This is a genomic window from Herbaspirillum sp. YR522 (assembly GCF_000282575.1).
Classification (GTDB): domain Bacteria; phylum Pseudomonadota; class Gammaproteobacteria; order Burkholderiales; family Burkholderiaceae_D; genus Herbaspirillum.
Genome location: NZ_AKJA01000116.1, coordinates 60,674 through 87,129, shown reverse-complemented (window position 1 = coordinate 87,129; position 26,456 = coordinate 60,674). Strand labels below are relative to the sequence as shown.

General features: G+C 62.4%; 25 protein-coding genes. 23 read left to right on the top strand and 2 right to left on the bottom strand.

Annotated features, from left to right (window positions below; translation table 11 throughout):
* Positions 1–65: 65 nt before the first annotated feature.
* Complete coding sequence (locus PMI40_RS16105; RefSeq protein ID WP_008117406.1) at positions 66–812, bottom strand: TIGR00730 family Rossman fold protein; 747 nt, start codon at positions 810–812, stop codon at positions 66–68.
* Here PMI40_RS16105 and polA point away from each other — a divergent pair, their 5' ends adjacent.
* From polA to PMI40_RS16060, 10 genes are all read left to right on the top strand, one after another.
* Positions 813–3,566 carry a DNA polymerase I gene (gene polA, locus PMI40_RS16100; protein WP_008117405.1) on the top strand — a complete coding sequence of 918 codons (2,754 nt, stop codon included), beginning with the start codon at positions 813–815 and terminating at the stop codon, positions 3,564–3,566.
* A gap of 323 nt (positions 3,567–3,889) precedes the next feature.
* The gene (locus tag PMI40_RS16095) at positions 3,890–5,563 is read left to right on the top strand and encodes a methyl-accepting chemotaxis protein (protein ID WP_008117404.1); all 1,674 of its coding nucleotides are present in this window, start codon (positions 3,890–3,892) and stop codon (positions 5,561–5,563) included.
* A 97-nt stretch (positions 5,564–5,660) separates the two neighbouring features.
* Positions 5,661–6,545: a dienelactone hydrolase family protein gene (locus tag PMI40_RS16090; protein ID WP_008117403.1), complete on the top strand. Its 885-nt coding sequence runs from the start codon at positions 5,661–5,663 to the stop codon at positions 6,543–6,545.
* Between the two features lie 98 nt (positions 6,546–6,643).
* Positions 6,644–7,405 carry a YqgE/AlgH family protein gene (locus PMI40_RS16085; RefSeq protein WP_008117402.1) on the top strand — a complete coding sequence of 254 codons (762 nt, stop codon included), beginning with the start codon at positions 6,644–6,646 and terminating at the stop codon, positions 7,403–7,405.
* A 7-nt stretch (positions 7,406–7,412) separates the two neighbouring features.
* Positions 7,413–7,799, top strand: coding sequence for a Holliday junction resolvase RuvX (ruvX, locus tag PMI40_RS16080; RefSeq protein WP_040502212.1), 387 nt, complete (start codon positions 7,413–7,415; stop codon positions 7,797–7,799).
* The gene (pyrR, locus tag PMI40_RS16075) at positions 7,796–8,317 is read left to right on the top strand and encodes a bifunctional pyr operon transcriptional regulator/uracil phosphoribosyltransferase PyrR (RefSeq protein ID WP_008117400.1); all 522 of its coding nucleotides are present in this window, start codon (positions 7,796–7,798) and stop codon (positions 8,315–8,317) included. Before ruvX ends, pyrR begins: the two co-directional genes overlap by 4 nt.
* Positions 8,310–9,269 (top strand): aspartate carbamoyltransferase catalytic subunit, encoded by a 960-nt coding sequence (locus tag PMI40_RS16070; RefSeq protein WP_008117399.1) that lies wholly within the window; start codon positions 8,310–8,312, stop codon positions 9,267–9,269. Before pyrR ends, PMI40_RS16070 begins: the two co-directional genes overlap by 8 nt.
* Before the next feature lie 133 nt (positions 9,270–9,402).
* Positions 9,403–9,537, top strand: coding sequence for a GIY-YIG nuclease family protein (locus PMI40_RS24410; protein WP_369770848.1), 135 nt, complete (start codon positions 9,403–9,405; stop codon positions 9,535–9,537).
* Positions 9,538–9,707: 170 nt separating this feature from the next.
* On the top strand, positions 9,708–10,994 hold the full coding sequence (locus tag PMI40_RS16065; protein WP_008117397.1) for a dihydroorotase: 1,287 nt from the start codon (positions 9,708–9,710) through the stop codon (positions 10,992–10,994).
* A gap of 16 nt (positions 10,995–11,010) precedes the next feature.
* Complete coding sequence (locus PMI40_RS16060; protein WP_008117396.1) at positions 11,011–11,811, top strand: 1-acyl-sn-glycerol-3-phosphate acyltransferase; 801 nt, start codon at positions 11,011–11,013, stop codon at positions 11,809–11,811.
* Here PMI40_RS16060 and PMI40_RS16055 read toward each other — a convergent pair.
* Positions 11,741–12,598, bottom strand: a complete 858-nt coding sequence (locus PMI40_RS16055; protein WP_008117392.1) for a symmetrical bis(5'-nucleosyl)-tetraphosphatase — start codon at positions 12,596–12,598, stop codon at positions 11,741–11,743. The genes PMI40_RS16060 and PMI40_RS16055 overlap by 71 nt on opposite strands.
* 113 nt (positions 12,599–12,711) lie before the next feature.
* Here PMI40_RS16055 and pseF point away from each other — a divergent pair, with 113 nt between their 5' ends.
* The 13 genes from pseF (at position 12,712) to PMI40_RS15990 (ending at position 26,455) form a co-directional block, all read left to right on the top strand.
* A complete protein-coding gene (pseF, locus tag PMI40_RS23360; protein ID WP_008117391.1) occupies positions 12,712–13,899 on the top strand; it encodes a pseudaminic acid cytidylyltransferase in 1,188 nt (395 codons plus the stop codon).
* 435 nt (positions 13,900–14,334) lie between these two features.
* Positions 14,335–15,450 (top strand): GDP-mannose 4,6-dehydratase, encoded by a 1,116-nt coding sequence (gene gmd, locus PMI40_RS16045; RefSeq protein ID WP_008117390.1) that lies wholly within the window; start codon positions 14,335–14,337, stop codon positions 15,448–15,450.
* Positions 15,447–16,547, top strand: a complete 1,101-nt coding sequence (locus PMI40_RS16040; RefSeq protein WP_008117389.1) for a GDP-L-fucose synthase — start codon at positions 15,447–15,449, stop codon at positions 16,545–16,547. Before gmd ends, PMI40_RS16040 begins: the two co-directional genes overlap by 4 nt.
* Positions 16,544–17,605, top strand: a complete 1,062-nt coding sequence (gene rfbB / locus PMI40_RS16035) for a dTDP-glucose 4,6-dehydratase (protein ID WP_008117388.1) — start codon at positions 16,544–16,546, stop codon at positions 17,603–17,605. Before PMI40_RS16040 ends, rfbB begins: the two co-directional genes overlap by 4 nt.
* The gene (gene rfbA, locus PMI40_RS16030; protein ID WP_008117387.1) at positions 17,602–18,486 is read left to right on the top strand and encodes a glucose-1-phosphate thymidylyltransferase RfbA; all 885 of its coding nucleotides are present in this window, start codon (positions 17,602–17,604) and stop codon (positions 18,484–18,486) included. The genes rfbB and rfbA overlap by 4 nt, the downstream gene beginning before the upstream one ends.
* Positions 18,487–18,491: 5 nt before the next feature.
* Positions 18,492–19,319 (top strand): ABC transporter permease, encoded by an 828-nt coding sequence (locus tag PMI40_RS16025; RefSeq protein ID WP_008117386.1) that lies wholly within the window; start codon positions 18,492–18,494, stop codon positions 19,317–19,319.
* 3 nt (positions 19,320–19,322) lie between these two features.
* Complete coding sequence (locus PMI40_RS16020) at positions 19,323–20,636, top strand: ABC transporter ATP-binding protein (protein WP_008117385.1); 1,314 nt, start codon at positions 19,323–19,325, stop codon at positions 20,634–20,636.
* Between the two features lie 97 nt (positions 20,637–20,733).
* The gene (locus tag PMI40_RS16015; RefSeq protein ID WP_157221577.1) at positions 20,734–21,534 is read left to right on the top strand and encodes a hypothetical protein; all 801 of its coding nucleotides are present in this window, start codon (positions 20,734–20,736) and stop codon (positions 21,532–21,534) included.
* A gap of 64 nt (positions 21,535–21,598) precedes the next feature.
* Positions 21,599–22,474 (top strand): hypothetical protein, encoded by an 876-nt coding sequence (locus PMI40_RS16010; RefSeq protein WP_157221576.1) that lies wholly within the window; start codon positions 21,599–21,601, stop codon positions 22,472–22,474.
* A gap of 2 nt (positions 22,475–22,476) precedes the next feature.
* Positions 22,477–23,196, top strand: a complete 720-nt coding sequence (locus PMI40_RS16005; RefSeq protein WP_008117382.1) for an FkbM family methyltransferase — start codon at positions 22,477–22,479, stop codon at positions 23,194–23,196.
* Positions 23,193–24,074 (top strand): alpha-1,2-fucosyltransferase, encoded by an 882-nt coding sequence (locus PMI40_RS16000; protein ID WP_008117381.1) that lies wholly within the window; start codon positions 23,193–23,195, stop codon positions 24,072–24,074. Before PMI40_RS16005 ends, PMI40_RS16000 begins: the two co-directional genes overlap by 4 nt.
* Entirely contained in the window at positions 24,071–25,069 is a 999-nt protein-coding gene (locus tag PMI40_RS15995) for a glycosyltransferase (protein ID WP_008117380.1), read from the top strand. The genes PMI40_RS16000 and PMI40_RS15995 overlap by 4 nt, the downstream gene beginning before the upstream one ends.
* 18 nt (positions 25,070–25,087) lie before the next feature.
* Positions 25,088–26,455, top strand: coding sequence for a glycosyltransferase family 4 protein (locus PMI40_RS15990; RefSeq protein ID WP_008117379.1), 1,368 nt, complete (start codon positions 25,088–25,090; stop codon positions 26,453–26,455).
* Position 26,456 lies beyond the last annotated feature (1 nt).

Below are 26,456 nucleotides of genomic sequence, written 5' to 3'. Positions count from 1 at the left end.
ATCGCAGCACGCCGCCGGTGTTTCTGCGGTGCAATCCCCCGGCGGGCGCGCCAGACCTGCCGCGGTTACAGGAAAGCGCCGCTCTGGCGCTCGGCTTCCACGGGCGAATCGATGGGTTGGTCTTTTTCGGCATGGAATTTGCGGATCGCCGTGACGATCTCGGCCGGGTCGTCGATCACCTGCAGCAGGTTCAGGTCCTTGGGCGAGATCATGCCGTCGTCGACCAGGCGGGTCTTGATCCAGTCGATCAGACCGGCCCAGAACTGGCTGCCCACCAGGATCACCGGCATCAGGCGCGACTTGCCGGTCTGCATCAACGTCAGCGCTTCGGTCAACTCGTCGAGCGTGCCGAACCCGCCCGGCAACACCACATAGGCGTCGGCGTACTTGACGAAGGCGACCTTGCGGGCGAAGAAATGGCGGAACGACAGCGAGATGTCCTGCCAGGCATTGCCGTGCTGCTCGTGGGGCAGTTCGATGTTCAAGCCGACCGAGGGCGATGCGCCGTCGAAGGCACCGCGGTTGGCGGCCTCCATGATGCCGGGGCCGCCGCCGGAGATCACCGCATAGCCGGCGTCGGACAGGCGGCGGGCGATGTCGATGCACAGCGCGTAGTGCGGATCGTCCGGCTTGGTGCGGGCCGAACCGAAGATGGAAACGGCAGGACGCAGCTCCGAGAGGCGTTCGGTCGATTCGATGAATTCTGCCATAATCGTGAGTACATGCCACGACTCGCGCGCCTTCTTTGCCGTTGCGCGTTCAATGTCGATCACTTCCCGCAGTCGCGGTACTTTTTTTCCTCTTTGTTCCATATGCAAAAAACCTTGTTGTTAGTTGATGGATCCAGTTACCTGTATCGCGCCTTCCATGCACTGCCCGATATGCGTAACGCCGAAGGCGCGCCGACCGGCGCCCTGTACGGCATCATCAATATGCTGCGCCGACTGCGTAACGATTATCCCGCAAGTTACGTTGCCTGTGTGTTCGATGCCAAGGGCAAGACTTTCCGCGACGATCTCTACGCCGACTACAAGGCCACCCGCAAGGCGATGCCGGACGACCTGGCGCTGCAGATCGAACCGATCCATGCTGCGGTGCGGGCGCTGGGCTGGCCGATCCTGATGGTCGAGGGCATCGAGGCCGACGACGTCATCGGCACGCTGTCGGTGCAGGCCACCGCCGCCGGGCTCGACACCATCGTCTCGACCGGCGACAAGGACATGGCGCAACTGGTCAACGAGCGCGTCACGCTGGTCAACACGATGAGCAACGAGATCCTCGACCCCAAGGGCGTGAACGAGAAGTTCGGCGTGCCGCCGGAGCGCATCGTCGACTACCTGAGCCTGATCGGCGACACCGTCGACAACGTGCCCGGGGTCGAGAAGTGCGGGCCAAAGACCGCCGTCAAGTGGCTCAACACCTACGGGTCGCTCGATGGCGTGATGGAAAACGCCGCCAAGATCACAGGCGTGGTCGGCGAGAACCTGCGCAAGGCACTGGGCTGGTTGCCCCAGGCCCGCGTGCTGGTGACGGTCAAGACCGACTGCGACCTGTCGGCGCACATGGGGACCATCCTCGACTCGCTGACCATGCAGCCGCAGGACAATGCCGTGCTCAAGGACCTGTTTGCCCGCTATAACTTCAAGACCTGGCTGCGCGAGGTCAGCGAAGCCGGCAGCGCCGTGCCTGCCGCCGGCGCGACCGCCCCCGTGACAGGCGCCGAGCCGGTGGCGCAGGGTGGCTTGTTCGCCGCCCATGTCGCGGCCGAGTACGAGACCGTGCTCACCGAAGCCCAGCTCGACGCCTGGATCGCCATCATCGACGGCGCCAGCCTGACCGCCTTCGACACCGAGACCACCTCGCTCGACGCCATGCAGGCGCAACTGGTCGGTATCTCGCTGTGCTGCGATACCAACCGCGCGGCTTACATCCCGTTGGCGCACGACTACCAGGACGCACCGCCGCAACTGTCGCGCGAGCACGTGCTGGCGCGCCTCAAGCCGTGGTTCGAGGACGCTACCAAGCCCAAGCTGGGCCAGAACCTGAAGTACGACAGCCATGTGCTGGCCAACTACGGCGTGAGCGTCGAGGGCATCGTGCACGACACGCTGCTGCAGTCCTATGTGTTCGAATCGCATCGCACGCACGACATGGACAGCCTGGCCGCGCGCCACCTCGATCGCAAGACGGTGCTGTACGCCGAGGTATGCGGCAAGGGCGCTTCGCAGATCGGCTTCAACCAGGTCGACATCGCGCGCGCCACCGAATACGCCGCCGAGGATGCCGAGGTCACGCTGGCGCTGCACCAGGCGATGTGGCCGCAGATCGAGGCCGATCCCAAGCTGCATTACATCTACCAGGCCATCGAGGTACCGACCTCGGTGGTGCTGCGCAAGATCGAGCGCAACGGCGTACTGATCGACAGCGAGCGCCTGGCCACGCAGTCCAACGATCTCGGGCGGCGCATGCTGGAAATCGAACAGCACGCCTACGACCTGGCCGGGCAACCCTTCAACCTGAACTCGCCCAAGCAACTGGGCGAGATCCTGTTCGGCAAGCTCGCGCTGCCGGTGGTCAAGAAGACCGCATCGGGCGCGCCATCGACCGACGAGGAAGTGCTGCAGAAGCTGGCCGAGGACTACCCGCTGCCCAAGGTGCTGCTGGACTACCGTGGCCTGGCCAAGCTCAAGTCCACCTACACCGACAAGCTGCCGCGCATGGTCAACCCGCACACCGGGCGGGTACATACCAATTACGCCCAGGCCGTGGCCGTCACCGGCCGCCTGTCGTCCAACGAACCCAACCTGCAGAACATCCCGATCCGTACCGCCGAAGGGCGGCGCATCCGGGAAGCCTTCATCGCGCCCGAAGGCAGCGTGATCGTCTCGGCCGACTATTCGCAGATCGAGTTGCGCATCATGGCGCACATCTCGGGCGATGAGGCCATGCTCAAGGCATTCGCCGATGGCGAGGACATCCACCGCGCGACCGCCGCCGAGATCTTCGGCATCGCGCCGGCGCAGGTGGAGTCCGAGCAGCGCCGCTACGCCAAGGTGATCAACTTCGGGTTGATCTATGGCATGAGCGCCTTCGGCCTGGCCGGCAATCTCGGCATCGAGCGCGCGGCCGCGCAGATGTATATCGAAAAGTATTTCCAGCGTTTCGCCGGGGTCAAGCGCTACATGGACGAGACCCGCCTGCAGGCCCGGGCGCTGGGCTATGTCGAAACGGTATTCGGCCGACGCCTGTGGCTGCCCGAGATCAATTCGCCCAACGGCCCACGCCGCCAGGGCGCCGAACGCGCCGCGATCAACGCGCCGATGCAGGGCACCGCGGCCGATCTGATCAAACTGGCAATGATTGCGGTGCAGGGCTGGCTGGAGTCGTCCGGCCTGGCCACGCGCATGATCATGCAGGTGCACGATGAACTGGTGTTGGAAGTTCCACAACAAGAGCTGGAACTGGTGCGCGAAAAACTGCCTGAATTGATGAAAAACGTTGCGGAGCTGAAAGTTCCCTTGCTAGCGGAGGTCGGAATCGGTAAGAATTGGGACGAAGCACATTGATGCCTCGATGCCCGGGCTGGCCGTGCCATGCAGGCGATGTCGGCCTGGCAAGCCCGGGCAGGTAGTTGCAAAAAAGGCAGCAAACGCAGGACCAGAACCAGAATCAAAAAAACAAGAGACAGGTCGACCTCGTCGGGATGGCAAAAGACAAGGCGAGGCGGCACAGGATTGGCCGGGCATTCCGGCCACGCAGTAGCGATCGGCTAGCGCCGGATCGGACAGGGATCTTCACCAACCGCATGACGGTGCGCCCATGGCGCGGGTGCCGTGCCGCCTGTGTCCGCCGCCGGCCGGCCCTGCTGCAATCACACACGGAGGAGACAATGAAATCAGGCATGAAGGTCGGTACCCGGCTGGGGCTTGGGTTTGCATGGGTGGTCTTGCTGCTGGTGGCGGTGACGGCGTTCGGCATCTACAACATGCACCAGGTGCAGGCCCGTTTCAATAACGTGATCGAGATCAAGAACCCCGAGGGCGCCCTGGTCAAGGACATGATGGATACGGTGGCCGAGCGCTCCATCTCGCTGCGCAACCTGATGTTGCCGGCCGCGCCCGAGGACGTCGATATAGAAGCCCAGTACATCGACGCCCAGACCCTCAAGTACAAGATGTCGGCGCAGAAGTTGCAGCAGCTCTTCGAGCAGTCGCCGGCCACCACTGCCGACGAAAAGGCGGCACTGCCCAAGATCGGCGCGCACGCGGCCAATGCCGAAAAGCTGATCACGCAGGCGGTCGAATTCGGCCAGCGGCGTGAAGCCTATGAACTGGCGCAGTTCCTCAAGGACCAGTACCTGCCGGTGCAGAAGGCCTGGCAGGTCGAACTCAAGTCGCTGGCCGTGCTGGAAGACACTATCAACCGCGAAGCCGCCGCCGCCAGTGCCAGCGCCTATGCCAGGGCGCGCCTGATGATGCTGGTCATCAGCGCCATCGGCGTGGTCACGGCGATCCTGGCGGCCTTCGCGCTGACCCGCCAGTTGCTGCGCAAGCTCGGCGGCGAGCCTGACTACGCGGTAGAGATCGCCGGCCAGATTGCCGAGGGCGACCTGGCGGTGGTGATCCACACCCGCGCCGGCGACCAGGACAGCCTGCTGGTGGCGATGCGCACCATGCGCGACAAGTTGGCAGCCATCGTATCGCAGGTGCGTACCGGCGCCGAGACCATCACTACCGCCTCTTCGGAGATCGCGCGCGGCAACCTCGACCTGTCCGGGCGCACCGAGCAGCAGGCAGGCGCGCTCGAGGAAACTGCCTCGTCCATGGAACAACTCAATTCCACCGTGCGCCAGAATGCCGACAACGCGCACCAGGCCAACGACCTGGCCGTGGCCGCGTCGCAGGTGGCGGTGCAGGGGGGCAGCATCGTCTCGCAAGTGGTCGACACCATGCAATCGATCAACGCCTCCTCGCGCAAGGTGGCCGATATCGTCAGCGTGATCGATGGCATCGCGTTCCAGACCAATATCCTGGCGCTCAATGCGGCGGTGGAAGCCGCGCGGGCCGGCGAGCAGGGTCGCGGCTTTGCGGTGGTGGCGTCCGAAGTGCGCTCGCTGGCGCAGCGCTCGGCGGCGGCGGCCAAGGAGATCAAGGTGCTCATCGGCGATTCGGTGGGCGAGGTCGAGAACGGCAGTCGCCTGGTCGAGCAGGCCGGCAGCACCATGCAGGATATCGTCGGCAGCATCAAGCGCGTGACCGACGTGATGACCGAGATCACGCACGCCAACCGCGAGCAGAGCAGCGGCATCGAGCAGGTCAACGAGGCCATCATCCAGATCGACGACATGACCCAGCAGAATGCGGCGCTGGTCGAACAGGCCGCCGCCGCCGCGCGCTCGCTGCAGGAGCAGGCCTCGGGGCTGCAGCAACTGGTGAGCGTGTTCCGGCTCGACGGCCTGCGGGATGCACCGCAGGCGGTGCGCCCGGCGGTGGCGCCGGTCGAGCGCGAAGTCGATGTCACGCCGTCGGCACCGGGATTGCCGCCCATGGCGCTGGGGTCCTGAACGGAGCGCTGGAGCGCAGCGGTACCCGTATTACGGCCCTGCGGTTTGCAGTAGACTGCGGCGTGGAACCCTTCCATCAACCCCTGGAGAACCGCTGATGAACGATTTTCGCAATGACATCGACAGCCTGGTAGGAACCAGCCGGCTGCCCGATACCGCCGATCGCCGCACCTTTCTCAAGACCGCGCTGGGCACCGGCTTTGCCGCCGCCGTGCTGCCGGTCTGTGCCCAGACCATGATCAAGACCGATACCGCCGGCCTGACCGCCGGTGAAGTCGCCATCACCGTCAACGGCCAGCGCGTGCCGGCCTATCGCGCCCAGCCCGAAGGCAAGACCAACCTGCCGGTGATGATCGTGGTGTCCGAGATCTTCGGTGTGCACGAACATATCGCCGACATTGCGCGCCGCTTCGCCAAGCTGGGTTACCTGGCGATCGCGCCCGACTTCTTCGTGCGCCAGGGCAATCCGCAGTCCTATACCTCGATTGCCGAGCTGCAGAAGGAAATCATCAGCAAGGTGCCCGATGAGCAGGTCATGGGTGACCTCGACGCCTATGTGAAGTGGGCCGGCGAGAACGGTGGCGACATCAGCCGCCTGGGAATCAACGGCTTCTGCTGGGGCGGTCGCGTGGTGTGGCTCTACAGCGCCCACAACCCCAAGGTCAAGGCGGGCGCCGCCTGGTACGGTCGGCTGGTGGGCGACAAGAGCGCATTGGCGCCGCAGCAGCCGATCGATATCGCCCCCACCCTGAAGGTACCGGTGCTGGGGCTGTATGGCGGCAAGGATAGCGGGATCCCGGTGTCCACCGTCGAGCAGATGAAGCAGGCACTGGCCCGTGGCGGCAATAAATCCGAATTCCGTGTCTATCCCGATTCGGGTCACGCCTTCAATGCCGACTACCGCCCCAGCTATGTCGAGGCCGACGCCAAGGATGGCTGGACACAGGCGGTGGCCTGGTTCAAGAGCCATGGCGTGATCTAGGCCCGGCCAGTCACGGGTTTCCGTAGGGAAATCAATGGTTTGGCCGCCGCCGTCCCGGCGCGGGCTTGGGACGGCGGCAAAACTGCTAGAATGCCGGGATGATCAAGAGACGTAACGCGCCCTTCCACCCGCTGGTCGACGATTCGGACGAATCCTCGCCATCCTTCAGCGGTATCGATCCTTTTCGCCGCGGCAGGACACGCCGCGCCGCCGCCAGTGCTGCCGATTCCGGCGCCGACCAGCCCCCCGCCGATGCCGATGCGCTCGACCGCAAACCGCTCGAGCTGGACCTGACCAACCATTTCCTGATTGCCATGCCGTCGATGCTCGACCCGATCTTCGGGGGCACCGTGGTGTACCTGTGCGAGCACAACCACAACGGCGCATTGGGGGTGGTGATCAACAAGGCCACGGACATGACCATGGACGTGCTGCTCGAACGCATCAACCTGACCCTCGAGATCCGTCCCGACACGCCCGAGGCGATGCCGGGAGTCTATCGGCGCCCGGTCATGTTCGGTGGCCCGGTTCAGGTCGAGCGCGGTTTCGTGCTGCATTCGACCGCCAACAGCTTTTCGTCGACCTTGCAGGTGACCGACGAGATTGCGCTGACCACGTCCAAGGACGTGCTGGAAGCGGTGGCGCAGGGCGACGGACCGGAGCGGGTGCTGGTGACCCTGGGTTGCTCGGGCTGGAGCCCGGGCCAGCTCGAGCAGGAACTGGGACGCAACGGCTGGCTCACGGTCAAGGCCGATCCGGCCATCATCTTCGAGTTGCCCGTGGAGCAGCGCTTCACGGCGGCACTGGCGTTGCTGGGGATCGATCCGGTGATGCTGTCTGGCGATGCCGGACGGGCCTGAGGCCAGCGTGGGAACCCTGCTGGCCTTCGACTTCGGACTCAAGCGCATCGGCGTGGCCGTGGGTAACACGGTGCTGCGCCAGGCACAGCCGCTGGTGGTGATCGGCGAGGCCACCAACGATGGCAAGTTCGCCGCCATTGCGCGCCTGATGGCCGAATGGCAACCGCAGCAATGCGTGGTCGGGTTGCCGTTGCACCCGGACGGCGCCGAGCACGAGATGAGCGTGCGCTGCCGGCGTTTCGCCAACCAGTTGCACGGTCGTTTCGGAGTCGAGGTCACGCTGGTGGACGAACGCTATTCATCGGCGGTGCTGAACGGCCAGCGTGGCGAGCAGATCGACGACCGCGCCGCCGCCATCATTTTGCAGCAATACTTTGACGACGCACATTCATGAGCACAACATATAACGATGCTTTTGCGCTGGACGCCGAGGCGCTGTACCAGGCGCTGGCGCAGCAGGTCAGGGCCGGGCTCGAGGACGCCACCGAAGTCGCCCTGGTGGGAATCCATTCCGGGGGCGCGTGGCTGGCCGAGCGGCTGGCCGACGAATTGGGGCTGTCACAGCGCCTGGGCTTCATCGACGTTTCGTTCTATCGCGACGACTTCTCCGAGAAGGGCCTGCGTCCCGACGTCAAGCCGAGCCAGATCCCGTTTGCTGTCGAAGGCGCCACCATCGTGCTGATCGACGATGTGCTCTACACCGGCCGCACCACCCGCGCGGCCATCAACGAACTGTTCGACTACGGTCGGCCGGCGCGCATCCTGCTGGCGGCCCTGGTCGACCGGGGCGGGCGCGAGCTGCCGGTGGCGGCCGACTTCCTGGCCGCCACGGTCACGCTGCAAAGCCAGCAATCCCTGCATCTGCAACGCGCCGACGACGGCCGATTTTCCCTGACGGTGGTCCATGCTTAATCCACAACTGAACAAGAACGGCGAGTTGCAGCACCTGCTGACCATCGAAGGCTTGCCACGCGCCATCCTGACCCACATCCTCGATACCGCCTCGTCCTTCGTCAGCATTGGCGACCGCGAGGTCAAGAAGGTGCCACTGATGCGCGGCAAGAGCGTCTTCAACCTGTTCTTCGAGAACTCCACGCGTACCCGCACCACCTTCGAGATTGCCTCCAAGCGGCTGTCGGCCGATGTGATCAACCTCAACATCCAGGCATCCAGTACCAGCAAGGGCGAGTCCTTGCTCGACACCATCGACAACCTGGCGGCGATGCATGCCGACATGTTCGTGGTACGGCATGCGCAATCGGGTGCGCCGTTCTTCATCGCCAAGCACCTGATCGACACCAGGCAGTCGCACGTGCATGTGGTCAACGCCGGCGACGGCCGCCATGCCCACCCGACCCAGGGCTTGCTGGACATGTACACCATCCGGCACTACAAGAAGGATTTTTCCAACCTGCGGGTAGCCATCGTGGGCGATATCCTGCACAGCCGGGTGGCGCGCTCGGACATCCATGCCCTCACCACGTTGGGCGTGCCCGAAGTGCGCGCCATCGGTCCGCGCACGCTGCTGCCCAGCGGCCTTGAACAGATGGGCGTGCGGGTCTTCCACAACATGGAAGAAGGCCTCAAGGATGTCGACGTGATCATCATGCTGCGGCTGCAGAACGAACGCATGAGCGGCGCCCTGCTGCCATCGGCACAGGAGTTCTTCAAGAGCTATGGCCTCACGCCGGAACGCCTGGCGCTGGCCAAGCCGGATGCCATCGTGATGCACCCCGGCCCGATGAACCGTGGCGTCGAGATCGACTCGGCGGTGGCCGATGGCGCCCAGGCGGTGATCCTGCCGCAGGTGACTTTCGGTATCGCGGTGCGCATGGCGGTGATGGGTATCGTGGCGGGTAACTGAGGTTGGGGCGCCTTCGATACGCCCCCTTGGGGCTACTCAGGACGAACGGTAGTATAGTTTTTGGGAACCTGTTCGGGCTGAGTAGGCCCGCAGGGCCGTATCGAAGCCAGCGCGCCGGGTTTGTAGCCAGCTGATGTCGATAAAGAGGGCAGCAATGGCCTTTTACGTTTATCTCCTGCGCTGCTCCGATGGCAGTTATTACATCGGACATACCGATAACATCGAAGTACGGTTGGCCCAGCATCAAGAAGGTACCGTCAAGTGTTAAACCTCGACCCGATTGCCGGTCGAGCTGCTCAACGCCGAGACGTTCGCAACCAGGCTCGAAGCCCTGACGGCGGAACGGCAGCTAAAGGGATGGTCCCGTCGCAAGAAAGAAGCATGGCTGACGGGCGATTTTGAAGAATTACGACGACTCAGTAAGAAGACATTTAACTGATGAAACTGCATATCAAGAACGGACGCCTGATCGACCCCGCCAACGGTATCGACGCGCAACAGGACGTGTATGTGGCCGATGGCAAGATCGTCGGCATCGGCCAGGCACCGGCCGACTTCACGGCCAACAGGACCATCGACGCCACCGGCCTGGTGGTGGCACCCGGCCTGGTCGACCTGTCGGCGCGGCTGCGCGAGCCGGGCTACGAATACAAGGCCACCCTCGAGTCCGAGATGCAGGCAGCGATCCAGGGCGGCGTCACCAGCCTGGTGTGCCCGCCCGATACCGACCCGGTACTGGACGAGCCGGGCCTGGTCGAAATGCTCAAGCACCGCGCCCGCTCGCTCAACCAGGCCCACGTCTACCCGCTGGGTGCATTGACGGCGGGGCTGAAGGGCCTGGCGCTGACCGAGATGGCCGAGCTCACCGAGGCTGGCTGCATCGGCTTCTCGCAGGCCGACGAGCCCATCCTCGACACCACGGTGCTGATGTCGGCGCTGCAATACGCCAAGACCTTCAACTACACCGTCTGGCTGCGCCCGCAGGACCCGCACCTGGGACGCCACGGTATTGCCCATGCCGGCCCTGCCGCCTCGCGCCTGGGTTTGTCGGGGGTACCGGTGATGTCCGAGACAATTGCCCTCTACACGCTGTTCGAGCTGATGCGCGCCACCGGCGCCCGGGTCCACCTGTGCCGCATGTCGTCGGCGGCGGGCCTGGAGCTGGTACGCCAGGCCAAGAGCGAAGGCCTGCCGCTGACCTGCGATGTGGGCGCCCATCACATCCACCTGTGCGACCTCGATATCGGCTTCTTCGATTCGAACGCCCGCATGACGCCGCCGCTGCGTTCCCAGCGCGACCGCGAAGCGATCCGCAGTGCCCTGCTCGACGGTACCGTCGACGCCGTCTGTTCCGACCATACCCCGGTCGACGATGACGAAAAGCTGCTGCCTTTCGGCGAAGCCTCGCCAGGCGCGACCGGTCTCGAGCTGCTGTTGTCGCTATCGTTGAAGTGGGCACTGGAAGCCGACGGCCAGGGCAAGGACGTGCTGTCCAAGGCGATCGCCAAGATCACCCACCGCGCCGCCAAGGTCGCCGGACTCAAGGCTGGCAACCTGGCCGTGGGCAGCGTAGCCGACCTGTGCCTGTTCGATGCCAACGCGGTGTGGGTGGTCGAGGGTTCGGCGCTGGCCAGCCAGGGCAAGCACACCCCGTTCCTGGGCTACGAACTGCCGGGCGTGGTCAAGGCCACCATCGTCGCCGGCCATATCGCTTTCGAGCGCTGAGCCGGCCAGGACTGCCATGCTCGTCCTTCGCGCGTTGCGCCTGACTGTCCATCTGTTCGTCGGCATGGCAATCTGCGCCGTGCTGTTCCCGTTCACCGGCGCGCCCGGCCGGCAAGCGCATGTACGGCGCTGGTCGCGCAAGCTGCTGCGCATCTGCGGCATTGCGCTGAAGATCGACAGCCCGGCGCCGATCCCGCGTTCGCTGCTGGTGGCCAACCATATCAGCTGGCTCGACATCTTCGTGGTCAATTCGCTCAAGCCCTGTCGTTTCGTGGCCAAGTCCGACATCCGCGGCTGGCCGCTGGTGGGTTGGCTGTGCGCCAGGACCGGCACCATCTTCATCTCGCGCGGCAAGGCGAGCGACGTACGGCGCATCTTCAAGGGGTTGGTCGAGAGTATCGAGCGTGGCGAACACGTGGCGTTCTTCCCGGAGGGCACCACCGCGCCGCAAGGAACATTATTGCCGTTCCACGCCAACCTGTTCGAAGCCGCCATTGATGCCCGGGCGCCGGTGCAACCCTATGCATTGCGTTATGTGGACCCCGAGGGCAGGCTGCACCCGGCCGCCAACTTCATCGGCGAGACCACCATCGTCGAGAGCATCATCGCCATCCTCAAGTCGCGTGGCATGACCGCCGAGTTGACCCAGTTGCCGTTGATCCCGACCGACGGCGCGCAGCGGCGCGAACTGGCGCAGCTGTCGCGTGCGGCGATTGCCGCCGGCCTCGGCTACGCGCTTGAAGAGGTCAGCCCGGTTTCTGCGCCTGCGGGCAATCCACCTGGAACAACGCCCGATCTGACAGCCGCACCGCGGTAAGCTTGCCGCCCCAGACGCAGCCGGTATCCAGTGCCATCAGGTCGGGCCGCAGCACCAGCCCCAGTGTCGACCAGTGGCCGAAGATCACGGTGGTGTCGGCAGTACGGCGGCCAGGGACGTCGAACCACGGCATCAGGCCTGCCGGCGCGCCGGCGGCGCCTTCCTTTACCTTGAAATCCATGGTGCCGTCGGCCTGGCAAAAACGCAGCCGGGTAAAGGCATTGATGATGCAGCGCAGGCGATCCGCCCCCCGCAGCGTATCGTGCCAGCGATCGGGCGTATTGCCGTACATGTGCGTCAGGAAACCGACCCAGCCATCGCTGCGTAACATATCCTGTACCTCGGCGGCCAGGGCCATGGCTTGCGCCGTGTCCCATTGCGGCAGCACGCCAGCGTGCACCACCAGGTGGCCTTGTTCGAGGATGGCCAGGGGCCGGCGGCGCAGCCAGTCGATCAGCTCGTTGCGGTCGGGGGCGTCCAGGATATCGTGCAGCGTGTCGCTGCCGTGCAGCGGGCGGATGCCCTGCGACACGGCCAGCAGGTGCAGGTCATGGTTGCCCAGCACGGCCTGTGCGCGTTCGCCCAGCGCCATCACCGCGCGCAGGGTCTGCAGCGATTGCGGCCCGCGATTGATGAGGTCGCCGGCAAAGATCAGCCGGTGTTCGCCCGGCTCGGCATCGATTTGGTGGATCAGGTCTTGCAGCTGTTGATGGCAACCCTGGAGGTCGCCGATCACGTAGGTATCTGGCATGTTGGCAAGAAAGACCGGCTGGTGCCGGATCTTCATCAGTTGGTCGATGGTGTTTGGCGTTATGCTTTTAGATTGCAGTGCGGCGATGCTGATCTTATCCGAACTGCTTCTTCAGAAAGGAATTTCATGACGAACCAGGAGAGATGGCTGTGAAATGCGCCGTCATTCCCGCCCGTGGCGGCAGCAAGCGCATTCCCCGCAAGAATATCCTGCCGTTCGCCGGCTTGCCGATGATCGTCCATTCGATTCACGCCGCGCAGGCGTCGGGGCTGTTCGAGCGCATCATCATCTCTACCGACGACCAGGAGATCGCCGCCGTGGCACGTGCGCATGGCGCGCAAACGCCGTTCATGCGGCCGCCCGAGCTGTCCGACGACTATACCGGCACCATCCCGGTGGTGGCCCACGCCACCCAGTGGCTGGTCGACGAGCTCGGCCTGGAGCATATCGACGCCGTGTGCTGCCTGTATGCGACGGCGCCCTTCGTCCAGCCCGATGACCTGGTGCGAGGCTGGCAGGCGTTGACCGCGGGGCCTTGGTCCTATGCGTTCTCGGTAACCGAATTTGCCGCGCCGATCTTCAGGGCCTTCAAGCAGAATGCCGAAGGCGGGCTGGAGATGTTCTTTCCCGAACACTTCCCGACCCGTTCTCAAGACCTGCCGCAGGCCCTGCATGATGCGGGCCAGTTCTACTGGGGGCGGCCTACCGCATGGTTGCAGCAGCAGCGTATATTCGACGCCCATTCGGTGCCGGTCTTCCTGCCGCGCTGGCGGGTGCAGGATATCGATACGCCGGACGACTGGCGGCGGGCCGAGTTGGTGCATGCGGCAATGGCGATGGCCAGCATCACGGGGGCCGAGCGCGCAACAACCGGTCCGAGGCCGTTGCCTCGCCTAGTAATGCGTGCGGCACGACAGCAGGACTGCCAAAGCCTGTTTGCGTGGCGCAACGCGCCCGAGGTACTCCGCTATTCGTTCAACCAGGCGCCGCTGGACTGGCAGGAACATGCAACATGGTTCGCTGCGGCCTTGGCTGATCCGGCGCGGGTCTTGCTGATCGGCCAGGCCGACGGCGCCGATTGTGGCGTGGTGCGCTACGATATCGACGCGCGCCGTGCGATAGTCTCGATCTATCTGGCCCCCGGCTTTGCCGGCCGCGGCATCGGTCGGCAGATGTTACGCGAAGGCGAGGCATGGTTGAGCGTTCATCATCCGCACGTGGTCGAGCTGGTGGCCGAGATCAGGCCCGACAACCGCGCCTCGGTGGCGCTGTTCGAGAAGGAGGGTTTTTCTTTCCGGCAACTGAGCTACCGGAAAGCGCTGGAGGTCGCTGGATAGCGTATCGACGCCACTACCGACGCGATCCGGCGGGCTTGAGGGCTCTGATCCTGGCCGGTGACACGGACGGTCCTGGTTTTCATCAACGGTGAAAAACAGTGGCCAGGGCGCCGCCAATTTGTTGTTTCATTACAATTGCGTAGGCTGGCATTCCTTAAGCGAGTAGAATATCGGACTTTATTCAAAATTCTTGCATACCTGTCGACTAGTTTGCGTTCTAACGTGCAAACCTATGTCAGGTTTCTCCACATCCATTGAGGATGGCGGCTTGTCAGAGCGAAGAAGAAAAAAGCGCCGGACGCGAAACACACGTGCCACAAGATCGTTGATACGGGAAGATGTTCAACTCCTGGGCGACAGGTATTGGCGTACGAGGTGCCATCGCAGCGGCCGGCCGCGTAATGATGAAAAACGAGTGATGATCGGGTTGATTAAATGACAAAAAAAGTTGCGTTGATTACTGGTGTGACGGGCCAGGATGGTGCATATCTTGCAGAATTCCTTCTCAAGAAGGGGTATGAAGTACATGGTATCAAGCGTCGTACTTCCCTCTTCAACACCGATCGTATCGACCATTTGTACCAAGATCCGCACGTCGACAATCGGAACTTCGTTCTTCATTATGGCGACCTGACGGACTCTACCAGCCTGATCCGCATCGTCAAGCTGGTGCAGCCGGACGAGATATACAACCTGGCCGCACAATCGCACGTCGCAGTCAGTTTCGAAGAGCCGGAGTACACCGCCAATGCCGACGGTGTCGGGACGTTGCGCCTGCTCGAGGCCATTCGGATCCTCGGCCTGGAAAAGAAGACTCGCTTCTACCAGGCCAGTACTTCCGAACTCTATGGCCTGGTGCAGGAAATCCCGCAGAAGGAAACGACACCGTTTTATCCGCGCAGTCCCTACGCCGTGGCCAAGCTCTACGCTTACTGGATCACCGTGAACTATCGCGAAGCTTATGGGATGTATGCCTGCAACGGCATCCTGTTCAATCACGAATCCCCTTTGCGGGGCGAAACATTCGTCACGCGCAAGATCACCCGCGCGCTCGCGCGTATCTTCCTGGGCCTGCAGGATTGCCTGTATCTGGGCAACATGGATGCCAAGCGTGACTGGGGCCACGCGCGCGACTACGTCGAGATGCAGTGGATGATGTTGCAGCAGGATGTCGCCAGGGATTTCGTCATTGCTACCGGCGTGCAGCACAGCGTTCGCGATTTCGTGGATGCGGCAGCACGCGAGTTGGGCGTGGAACTGGAGTGGACGGGTACTGGCGTCGAGGAAACTGCCAGCGTTCGTGATCCCGGCAGCGACAGCGCCCTCAAGGTCGGCCAGGTCGTGGTGCGCGTTGATCCGCGATACTTCCGTCCAACCGAAGTCGAGACCTTGTTGGGCGATCCGACGCAGGCGCGGGAGCAACTGGGTTGGGTGCCGGCCACCAGCTTTGCCGAATTGGTGTCGGAAATGATGCGAGAAGACCTGAAGTCGGCCAAGCGTGACTCGCTGGTCAAGACCCACGGATTCCAGGCCTACGACTATCACGAATGAAAACGTCTGCGGACGTCCCCAGAAAAATGACCATTAGCAAAGAAGCCAAAGTCTTCGTGGCGGGGCACCGCGGCATGGTGGGCTCGGCCATTGTCAGAAATCTCCAGGCCAAGGGCTACGCGAACATCATCACGCGCAGCCGCGCCGAACTGGACCTGCTCGACCAGCAAGCGGTCTTCGCGTTCCTGTCCGAGTACCGTCCTGACTACGTATTCATCGCTGCGGCAAAAGTCGGTGGCATCCAGGCCAATAACGTCTATCGGGCAGAGTTCATCTACCAGAACCTGGCCATCCAGAACAACCTCATCCACGGCGCCTACCAGGCAGGCGTGATGGATCTTTGCTTTCTGGGATCCAGCTGCATCTACCCGCGCGATTGCGCCCAGCCGATCAAGGAAAGCTACTTGCTCACCGGTCCGCTGGAGCAGACCAACGAGCCCTATGCCATCGCCAAGATCGCAGGCATCAAGATGTGCGAGAGCTATAACCGCCAGTATGGCACCCGCTATGTCAGTGCCATGCCGACCAACCTGTACGGTCCGTTCGATAACTACGACCTCAACAAGAGCCATGTCCTGCCGGCGCTGATCCGCAAGATGCACCTGACGAAACTGGGAATGGCCGCAGACCTGGACGGGATTGCTCGCGACGAGCGAACCTACGGGCAAATCCCGGATGAGATCCTGCTTCATATCGGTTGCCAGCGTGATGCGGGTGGGAATATCGTCGCGGCCGCAGGGCATGCGCCGCAGTCGCAGCTGCTGGTGTGGGGGACCGGCACCCCGTTGCGCGAATTCCTGTATGTCGATGACATGGCCGATGCCTGCGTCTTCCTGATGGAGCACCAGGTTGGCAAGGATTTCTACAACATCGGCACCGGGTCCGACGTGACCATTCGCGAACTGGCCCTGACAGTCATGGATGTGGTCGGCTTCCAGGGTGACGTCGTGTTCGACACCAGCAAGCCTGACGGCACACCGCGCAAGCTGCTCGATGTATCGCAGATGTCCGGTCTCGGATGGAAGCCTGGTGTCGCTTCCCTGCGAGCTGGAATCGCAATGACGTATGAATCTTATCTCAAGGTCCAGCAACAATGATCCTGGTAACCGGAGGCGCTGGCTTCATCGGCAGTAATTTCGTCCTGGACTGGCTGGCGCATTGCGATGAGCCGGTGGTCAACCTCGACAAGCTCACCTATGCCGGCAACCTGGCGAACCTGCATTCGGTGGCGGATAACCCCTCGCACATCTTCGTGCGTGGTGACATCGGCGATTCAGGCCTGGTCAATGGCCTGCTGGCGCAACATCGTCCGCGCGCGATTATCAACTTCGCCGCAGAGTCGCATGTCGACCGCTCCATCCATGGCCCGTCCGATTTCATCCAGACCAACATCGTCTGCACTTTCAACCTGTTGGAGAGCGTGCGCGCCTACCATGCCGGGTTGGATGAGCAGGGCAAGCTGGCTTTGCGCTTCTTGCACGTTTCCACCGACGAGGTATATGGCAGCCTCGGCAAGCAGGATCCTGCTTTCAACGAGCGCAACCAATATGCTCCCAATAGCCCTTATTCGGCGAGCAAGGCGGCCAGCGATCATCTGGTACGGGCATACCACCACACCTATGGGCTGCCGGTACTGACAACCAACTGCTCCAATAACTATGGCCCTTATCACTTTCCGGAAAAACTCATTCCGTTGGTGATCCGCAATGCCTTGGCCGGCAAGTCCTTGCCGGTCTATGGCGATGGCCAGCAGATCCGCGACTGGCTATACGTGGTCGACCACTGCCGCGCCATTCGCGCAGTGCTCGACGCGGGCCGGCCGGGTGAGACCTACAACGTCGGCGGCAACAACGAAAAACGCAATATCGAGGTAGTGCGCACCATTTGCGCGCTGCTCGACGCCTATGCTCCCAAGGCTAGCGGCAGCTATGCGGACCAGATCGAGTTCGTCAAGGACCGGCCTGGACACGATGTGCGCTATGCCATAGATGCCACCAAGATCCAGGCCGAACTGGGCTGGTTCCCACAGGAGTCCTTCGACTCCGGCATCGACAAAACCGTGCGCTGGTATCTCGACAACCAGCAATGGGTCGAGCAGGTAGCCGATGGGTCCTATCGCGAATGGATCGACAGCAATTACAAGGAACGCCAATGACTGCACGAAAAGGTTTGATTCTTGCGGGAGGCTCGGGAACGCGGCTGTATCCGGCAACCCTGTCGGTGTCCAAGCAATTGCTGCCGATCTACGATAAGCCGATGATCTACTATCCATTGACGACGTTGATGCTGGCCGGGATTCGCGACATCCTGATCATCTCCACGCCGCAGGACACGCCGCGCTTCTCGCAACTGCTGGGCGATGGCAGCCAGTGGGGCATGAACTTCACCTACGCCGTGCAGGAAAGCCCGGATGGGCTGCCGCAGGCGTTTACGATCGGCCAGTCCTTCCTGGGTAACCAGAACAGCGCGCTGATCCTGGGCGACAACATCTTCCACGGCAACCAGTTGGGTCACGACCTCGCCAGGCTTTCCTCGCAACAGTCCGGCGCTTCCGTGTTCGCTTATCACGTCAACGACCCCGAGCGCTACGGGGTGGTCGAGTTCGACCAGAACAACCGGGCCGTCAGCCTGGAGGAAAAACCGGAGCACCCGAAATCCGATTTCGCCGTGACCGGCTTGTATTTCTACGACAACCAGGTGGTCGACATCGTCAGGAATCTCAAGCCTTCGGCACGGGGCGAGCTCGAGATTACCGACGTCAACCGCACCTACCTCGAGCGCGGCGAACTGAACGTCGTGGTCATGGGGCGAGGACATGCCTGGCTTGATACCGGCACGCACGATTCGCTGCTGGACGCGGGACAATTCATTGCCACCATCGAAAAGCGCCAGGGACTCAAGATTGGCTGCCCCGAGGAAATTGCCTTCCACCGAAACTACATCACGGCTGAACAGCTGGAAAAGCTGGCCGCACCGATGATGAAGAATTCCTATGGCAAATACCTGCATAACCTGCTGCGCAATCCTCACCACTGATTTCTATGTCCTCTCAACCGGTCGTCATCATTGAGAGCGGAGCTCGTTCCAATGGTTATTGGCGCGATATCTGGTCGCACCGCGAAATGCTGTTGTTCCTGGCGTGGCGGGATATCCTCGTGCGCTACAAGCAGACCCTGATCGGGGCCAGCTGGGTCATCATCCGCCCGCTGTTGACGATGCTGGTGTTCTCGGTGGTGTTCGGTCGTATCGCCAACCTGCCTTCCAACGGTGTGCCCTACCCGCTGCTGGTGCTGACCGGCATGTTGCCCTGGTTCTTTTTCTCCAGCGCGCTCACCGAGTGCAGCAACAGCCTGGTAGGAAACGCCAACCTGCTTTCTAAGATCTATTTCCCGCGCTTGATCGTCCCGTGCAGCACGCTGCTGGTGTGCCTGGTGGATTACCTTATTTCCTGCCTGCTGCTGCTGGTCATGCTGGTCTGGTACAACCACTGGCCCGACTGGCGCATCCTGCTGTTGCCGTTGTTTTCGCTGTTTACCGCCGTCATTGCCTTCGGGCTGGGGCTGTGGGCGGCCGCCCTGAACGTACGTTATCGCGATTTCCGCCACCTCATTCCGTTTTGCCTGCAGCTGGGCATCTACATTTCGCCGGTGGGCTATGCGACCAACCTGATTCCGGAAAAATGGCGTTTCCTGTATTCGCTCAATCCGCTGGTCGGGGTGATCGACGGTTTCCGCTGGTGCCTGCTGGGCCAGGATAGCCAACTCTATTGGCCGGGATTTGCCATTTCCGTGGTGGGGAGCATCCTCATACTGGCCGGCGGGATCTGGTATTTCCGAAAGTCCGAAGCAAACTTCGCCGACGTGATCTGACACATGAGTTACTCCATCAAGGTTGAGAATCTGTCGAAGCGATATCTCATCAACCACACCAACAGTGGCGGGGCGAGGTCGATTCGCGAAGTTCTCACGCGTCCCTTTGCCCGCCTGCGCAGGTCACCCGAGGTGATCCAGGCCGAAGAGCCCAAGGCCAGCCCGTCCGAGCAGTTCTGGGCCTTGAAGGATGTCTCCTTCGAGGTCGGGGAAGGGCAACGCATTGCTATCATCGGCGGCAATGGCGCCGGCAAGTCCACCCTGCTCAAGTTGCTCAGCCGCATCACCGAGCCCACCGAGGGCCGCATCTCCATTCGTGGCAAGGTGGCCAGCCTGCTCGAGGTCGGCACCGGTTTCCACCCGGAGCTGACCGGCCGCGAAAACATCTTCCTCAACGGCGCCATCCTGGGCATGCCGCGCAGCGAGATCAAGAAGAAGTTCGACCAGATCGTCTCGTTCTCGGGGGTGGAAAAATTCCTCGATACCCCCGTCAAGCATTACTCCAGCGGCATGTATGTGCGCCTCGCTTTTTCGGTATCGGCCTGGCTCGATCCGGACATCCTCATCGTCGACGAGGTATTGTCGGTGGGCGACCAGGCATTTCAGAAACGTTGCGCGGACCGCATGAAGGAGCTCACCGGTGACGGTCGTACTGTCATCTTCGTCAGTCATAGCATGGCAGCGGTGAAGGCGATGTGTGAAAAGGCCCTGTACCTCAAGCAGGGCAGGGTGGTGTCCTTTTCTTCGGTGGAAGATGCGGCCACCGATTACCTGCGCACGGTGCTGGCTGAAGCCGAGGGCGAGGCCTGGCACAAGCCAAGTTTCGAGTTTCCGGATGCCAACGCTGAAACGCACATCCAGTGCCCGGACTACGCGGTATGCATCGGCGGCGCGGTGGTCGATAGCCAGGGCATGGCCCGCGGCAACCTCGATATCAACGAGTCCTTTGCCATCACGTTGCGCTACCGGGTGCTGAAGGATGTCCCGTATCGCCTGGTTCCAAACTTCCACTTCTATGACGAATCCGGGAATCGGTTCTTCATTTCCTTCCCCGAGGACACGGCCCAGACCGGTCCCGGCGAATACGAGGCCATGTGCCATATCGACCCGTTCCAGTTCAACGTGGGCCGCTTTACCGTCATGCTGGCCCTGAGCAGCTATGAGCTCGAGGCGCCGTTGCACTTCGCGGTGGAAAATGCGCTGCGCTTCGAGATGCACGAGCCGTCTGCAGCCGATACGCGCCGACACGGCTGGAACGGCGCCTTGCCCGGACTGAGCCGGCCGAGGCTGCAATGGTCGTACCGCACGCTCACCTGATAACCGATGGCCCCAGGGTCACTTTCGTAAAACCGACATGAAAATCAAAGTCTTTGATGAAGAGCTCCGTAACCCATTCGATCAGTACCGGAAGAACGTGTTTTCCCAGTGTGGGGAAGACGGTGTAATCGAATATCTGCTGGGCTTGGCGGGGATAGATACCGGTTACTTCGTCGAGTTCGGCGCATGGGATGGCAAGCATCTGTCCAATAGCGCCTGGCTGGCCGAGAAGGGCTGGAGCGGCTGCTTCATCGAGGGCGATAGCACCCGCTTCCAGGACTTGCTGCGCAACTATGGCGGCAACGACCGTATCAGCGCGCTCAACGCCTACGTCGGCACGACCGGCGACAACGCGCTTGACGCGCTGCTGGATCGTGTCGATGCGCCCGACGAGATCACCGTGTTGTCGATCGACATCGACGGCAATGACTATCATGTGTGGAATGCGCTGCAGCGTCATTCGGCGTTGCTGTGCGTGATCGAATTCAATCCCACCATTCCGGCGCATGTGGGCTACGTCCAGGATAACGATCCACAGCTCAATTTTGGCAATTCGCTGGCCGCGCTGGACGAATTGGCCAGGGAAAAGGGTTACGCCCTGGTAGCGGCGACCGACTGGAATGGCTTCTTCATGCCGGCAGAGTTGTGCCAGCGCCATGGCATCCCGACCTATCGCCCATCGCAGGTAAAGAGCCGGCAATTCGAGGCGGCCCTGTTCCACGGCTACAACGGCGAAGTCGTCGTAGCCGGCGAGAAGACGCTGGTCTGGCACGGCGTGGAAATCCGGGACGAGGACATCCAGCCGTTGCCCCCGGAGTTGCGCCAACTGCCCGCCGGCCAGGGCCAGGCTTACTATGAGGCGCTCGACCGCTTCAAGGCCAAGCGCGGCAAGGCGTGAGCAGGGTAGGCCGACCAGCGGCAACTTTCAGTCATACACGAGGTAGTTTTCAATGCATCTTGAAATGCGTTTATTGAAGGATGGCGCCAACGTCCTGTCACCCGACAGGATCCGCCCCTTGCGCGATATCGGCAGCACCCGGACATTCATCGAGACCGGCACCTATCTGGGACACACCACCGCGGCAATGAGCCCGCTGTTCGAACGGGTGGTATCGATAGAGCTGTCGGACCAGCTCTACCGCGATGCGCTCAAGAAATTCGCCACCGACAGCGGCGTGAGGCTGCTGCATGGCGACTCTGCGCGTATGCTCGACCATGCATTGGACATGACCGGCGGCAACGCAGCCACGATCTGGCTCGACGCCCACTGGAGCGGCGGATCCACCGCGCGCGCGGCAGAGAACACGCCCATCATGACCGAACTGGCCTTGATCGCCCGGCGCGGACGCGACCGCGATGTCATTCTCATCGATGACATCCGCTATTTCATCGACCTTCCCGAAGGCTTCGAGACGCATGAGGCCAATGGCGGTTATCCCAGCCTGCTTCGGCTGATGGAGGCGCTCGAAGCGCTGCCTGGTAATTTCCGCGCCTTCATGGCCGGCGACGTCATGATCGCCATGCCGGCGTACCTGTGGAACAAGGTACAGGTCAGCGACGTGGTGCAAGCCGCCATGGCGCTGCGACTGAACTCGACCCCGTGCGAGGCGACCTCGCGCTGGGAGGCCATGCTCGCCACGGCCAGGGGCGAGGAGCGCCAGACGCTGATGATGCTGCCCGATTTCTACGCCGATTCGCTCAAGTACGGCATCGGCGGACATTTCTGCTACTGGCGCGGCCTGCTGCACGAGCATGACAGGCAGCTCGATGCCGCCCGCGCCGACTTCGCCCTGGCGCGTCGTTGTGGCGTGCCGGTCGCTACCCGTGCCTGGGAGTGACGATGCTCAATCTCTTGCTCAGGGTATTGCGCAGCGCTTCCTATCGTTTGCAGCACCTGGCCGACCGGATCGATCCGCCGCCGCCGCCGCCACCACCGCCGCCGCCGCCATTGAAGACCGAGAAGGAACTGGCCCACCAGCGCTGGGTGGCCGACCAGGGCGACGCTACGCTGCGCCAGCAATATCCGTTGGCCGCGCATGACATCGTGGTTGACCTGGGCGGATACCAGGGGCAATGGAGCAGTGATATCTACAGCCGCTACCTGTGTACCATCCATGTCTTCGAACCGGTGCCGCAGTTCGCGCGCGCCATTGCCGAACGCTTCGTCAACAATTCGAGGATCGTGCTGCATCCGTTTGCAGCCGGTGCACGCGACGACTTCATGGACATTTCGTTGGCCGACGACGCCTCGTCGGTGCACGCCGACGTGGGCCAGGCATTGCGCATCGAGATCAGGGATTTCGGGCAATGGTGCAACCAGCACCAGGTCACCGAGATTGCCTTGCTCAAGATCAATATCGAAGGGGGCGAATACGACCTGCTGGAGCATCTGATCGACACGGGTTTCATTACGCATGTGCGCGACATCCAGGTGCAGTTCCATGATTTCGTGCCTGATGCCGACGTCCGCATGCGGCGTATCCAGGAGCGCCTGGCGGTGACGCACGAGCAGGTGTACCACTATCAATTCGTATGGGAAAACTGGAAGCGCAAGGCATGATAGCTACTCGACTCATCGGAGGACTGGGCAACCAGATGTTCCAATACGCCGCCGGGCGTGCGCTGGCCTTGCGCGTCGGCTCGCCCCTGTTGCTGGATGTATCTGGATTTGCCAATTACGAGCTCCGGCGCTACGAACTCGACGGCTTCCGTATCGACGCCACTGCCGCAAGCGCCCAGCAGCTGGCGCGCCTGGGCGTGAACGCGACCCCTGGCACCTCGCTGCTGGCGCGGGTGCTGCGCAAGGTGTGGCCGCAGCCGGCCGATCGCATCCTGCGCGAAGCCAGTTTTACCTACGATGCACGCATCGAGCAGGCCAGTGCGCCCGTCTACCTGGACGGCTACTGGCAAAGCGAACGGTATTTCGCCCGGATCCGCCAGCACCTGCTGGACGAATTCACCCTCAAGGGTGACTGGGGCTCCGATAATGCCGCCATGGCTGCGCAGATCGCCACGGCTGGCGCCGGTGCGGTGTCGCTGCACGTGCGCCGTGGCGACTACGTCAGCAATGCCCATACCGCCCAATATCATGGTGTCTGTTCGCTGGACTACTACCGCGATGCGGTAGCGCATATCGGTGGCCGGGTCGAGGCGCCGCATTTCTTCGTCTTCTCGGATGATCATGAATGGGTGCGCGAGAACCTGCAGATCGGCCATCCCGCCACTTTCGTGCAGATCAACTCGGCCGACCACGGCATCTACGACATGATGTTGATGAAGAGCTGTCGTCACCATATCATCGCCAATAGCTCCTTCAGCTGGTGGGGCGCCTGGCTCAATCCGGCCGAAGACAAGATCGTAGTGGCGCCGCAGCGCTGGTTCAAGGACGCCACCAACGACACGCGCGACCTTATCCCTGCTGCCTGGGTGCGCCTGTGAACGCCGTCCCCGTGACGGTGCTGCTGCCGGTCTATAACGGTGCGGCCGATGTGGTGCAGGCGGTGCGTTCGATCCTGGCGCAGAGCTTCGGTGAATTCGAATTGCTGATCATCAATGATGGCTCCAAGGACAATTCCGCCGAACTCCTCGCCACCTTGAGCGACCCGCGCATCAGGGTCGTGCACCAGGAAAACATGGGGCTGGCCGCTACCCTCAATCGGGGCCTGCAACTGGCCAACGGGCGCTACATCGCGCGCCAGGACCAGGACGACCTGTCGCATCCGCAACGGCTCGAAAAGCAGCTGGCCTACATGGAGGCCCATCCCGATTGCATCCTGCTGGGAAGCGCCGCCGACATCTGGATACAAGACCAGCCGACCGACCGTGTGCACCAGCATCCGACCGACCATGCCACCCTGAGCTTCGACCTGCTGTTCAACAACCCCTTCGTGCATAGTTCGGTGATGCTTCGCAGGGACCGCGTGCTAGCCGCGGGCGGCTACAGCACCGACCGCGAGCGACAGCCTCCGGAGGACTACGAGCTGTGGTCGCGACTGGCGCGCGCCGGCCAGGTGGCCAACTTGCCGGAGCGGCTGCTGGTCTATCGCGAGGTACCGCAGAGCATGTCGCGTACCGGGCCCAATCCCTTCCTCGACAAGCTGGTTACCATCTGTGCGGAAAACCTGGCCATGGCCAATGGCATGGCCAGCCCTGACCAGGCCAGCGTCGACGCCGCTGCCCTGACGCATTCCGCGTTGCATCGGCTCTCGCGCCGTCCTGACCTGGCGCGCATGCGCCAGCTCGTGCTCGATGCGGGCGAGGCGTTGGCGCGTCAGTACAATACGCCGCAGGTTCGCCAACGGGCGCAAGAACGTGCCGACATCCTCAAGTACCAGTATATGATGGTGCGGACCCGGACCCAGTGGCTCAAGCCTGTGCTGGGTCGCGCACGTTCCCTCGCCAGAAGAATCGTCAGAACAATCGTCAGAAGATAAACGGGGCGACACGACATCATGCGGTTTCTATTTTGCTGCGAGTTCTATTACCCCAGCATCGGCGGGGTCCAGGAAGTCATGCGCCATATCGCCGAGCGCCTGGTGTCGTGGGGCCACGAGGTCACAGTGGCCACCACCGCACTGGCCGACCGCAACTTCGACCAGCATAACGGAGTGAAGATCGTCGAGTTCGGGGTTACCGGCAACCTGGTGCGCGGAATGGTGGGCGAAGTCGAGCGCTACCAGGACTTCGTGTGCAATTTCGCCTGCGATGCCATCATGATCAAGGCGGCGCAACAGTGGACTTTCGATGCCCTGTGGCCGGTGTTTCACAGCGTTACCGCGCGCAAGGTATTCATCCCATGTGGTTTCTCGGGCCTGTACGAACCGACCTACGCACAGTATTTCGAAGAGCTGCCTGCCGTCCTGCGCCAGCTCGACCACCTGATTTTCTACGCCGAGCACTATCGCGACGTCGATTTTGCACGCGCGCATGGCATGACCCATTTCAGTATCCTGGCCAACGGCGCCAGCGAGCATGAATTCAATGTTGCGTCCGACCCGACTTTTCGCGCGCGTAACGGTATTGCCGACGAAAGTTTCGTCATGCTCACGGTCGGCAGCCTGACAGGCGTGAAGGGCCATCGTGAAATTGCCCAGGCGTTCGCCAAGATGTCGATCGGCCGGCGCAAGGCCACCTTGATACTCAACGGCAATGCCCCGCCGCGCCCGAATGTGCAGATGAACCCGGAAAACCTCCCTGCACGCCCGGTGGTCGGTGTATTTACCCGCCTGTGGGCACTGGCAAGGCGGTTTCTCGGTCTTGCATTCCGTTCCTTCGGGGTCTTGCGGCGCGAAGGCGTGGCCGGTGTGCGGCAACGTATCGCGGCATTGATGGTGGGCGTGAGTGGCCGTTTCGCTCCCTACTTCATGGGCGAATCAGCCATGCCGATGGAGCACTGGATCGAGAAGGTTCGCAAGATGCCGGGCAAGCAGGTATTGGTCACCGATTTCGATCGCGCCGAGCTGGTACAGGCCTACATGGCCGCGGATTTGTTCGTCTTCGCATCCAATATCGAATATTCTCCGCTGGTGTTGTTTGAAACCGTGGCTGCAGGCACGCCTTTCCTTTCGGTTCCCGTGGGAAACGCCGAGGAGATCGCCCGGTGGACCGGCGGCGGTGTGATCTGCCCTGCTCCCAAGGATGAGCGCGGCTACACCCGGGTCAACCCGGTCGAACTGGGGCGTGCCATTGTCGGGCTCATGGCCAAGCCAGAGGTGCTGCGGGCGATGGGCCAGACCGGTCGCCAGAACTGGTCGGCCAGGTACACCTGGTTTGCCATTGCCAAGCAGTACGAACGCATCCTGGCCGGCCAACGGCCCTGAA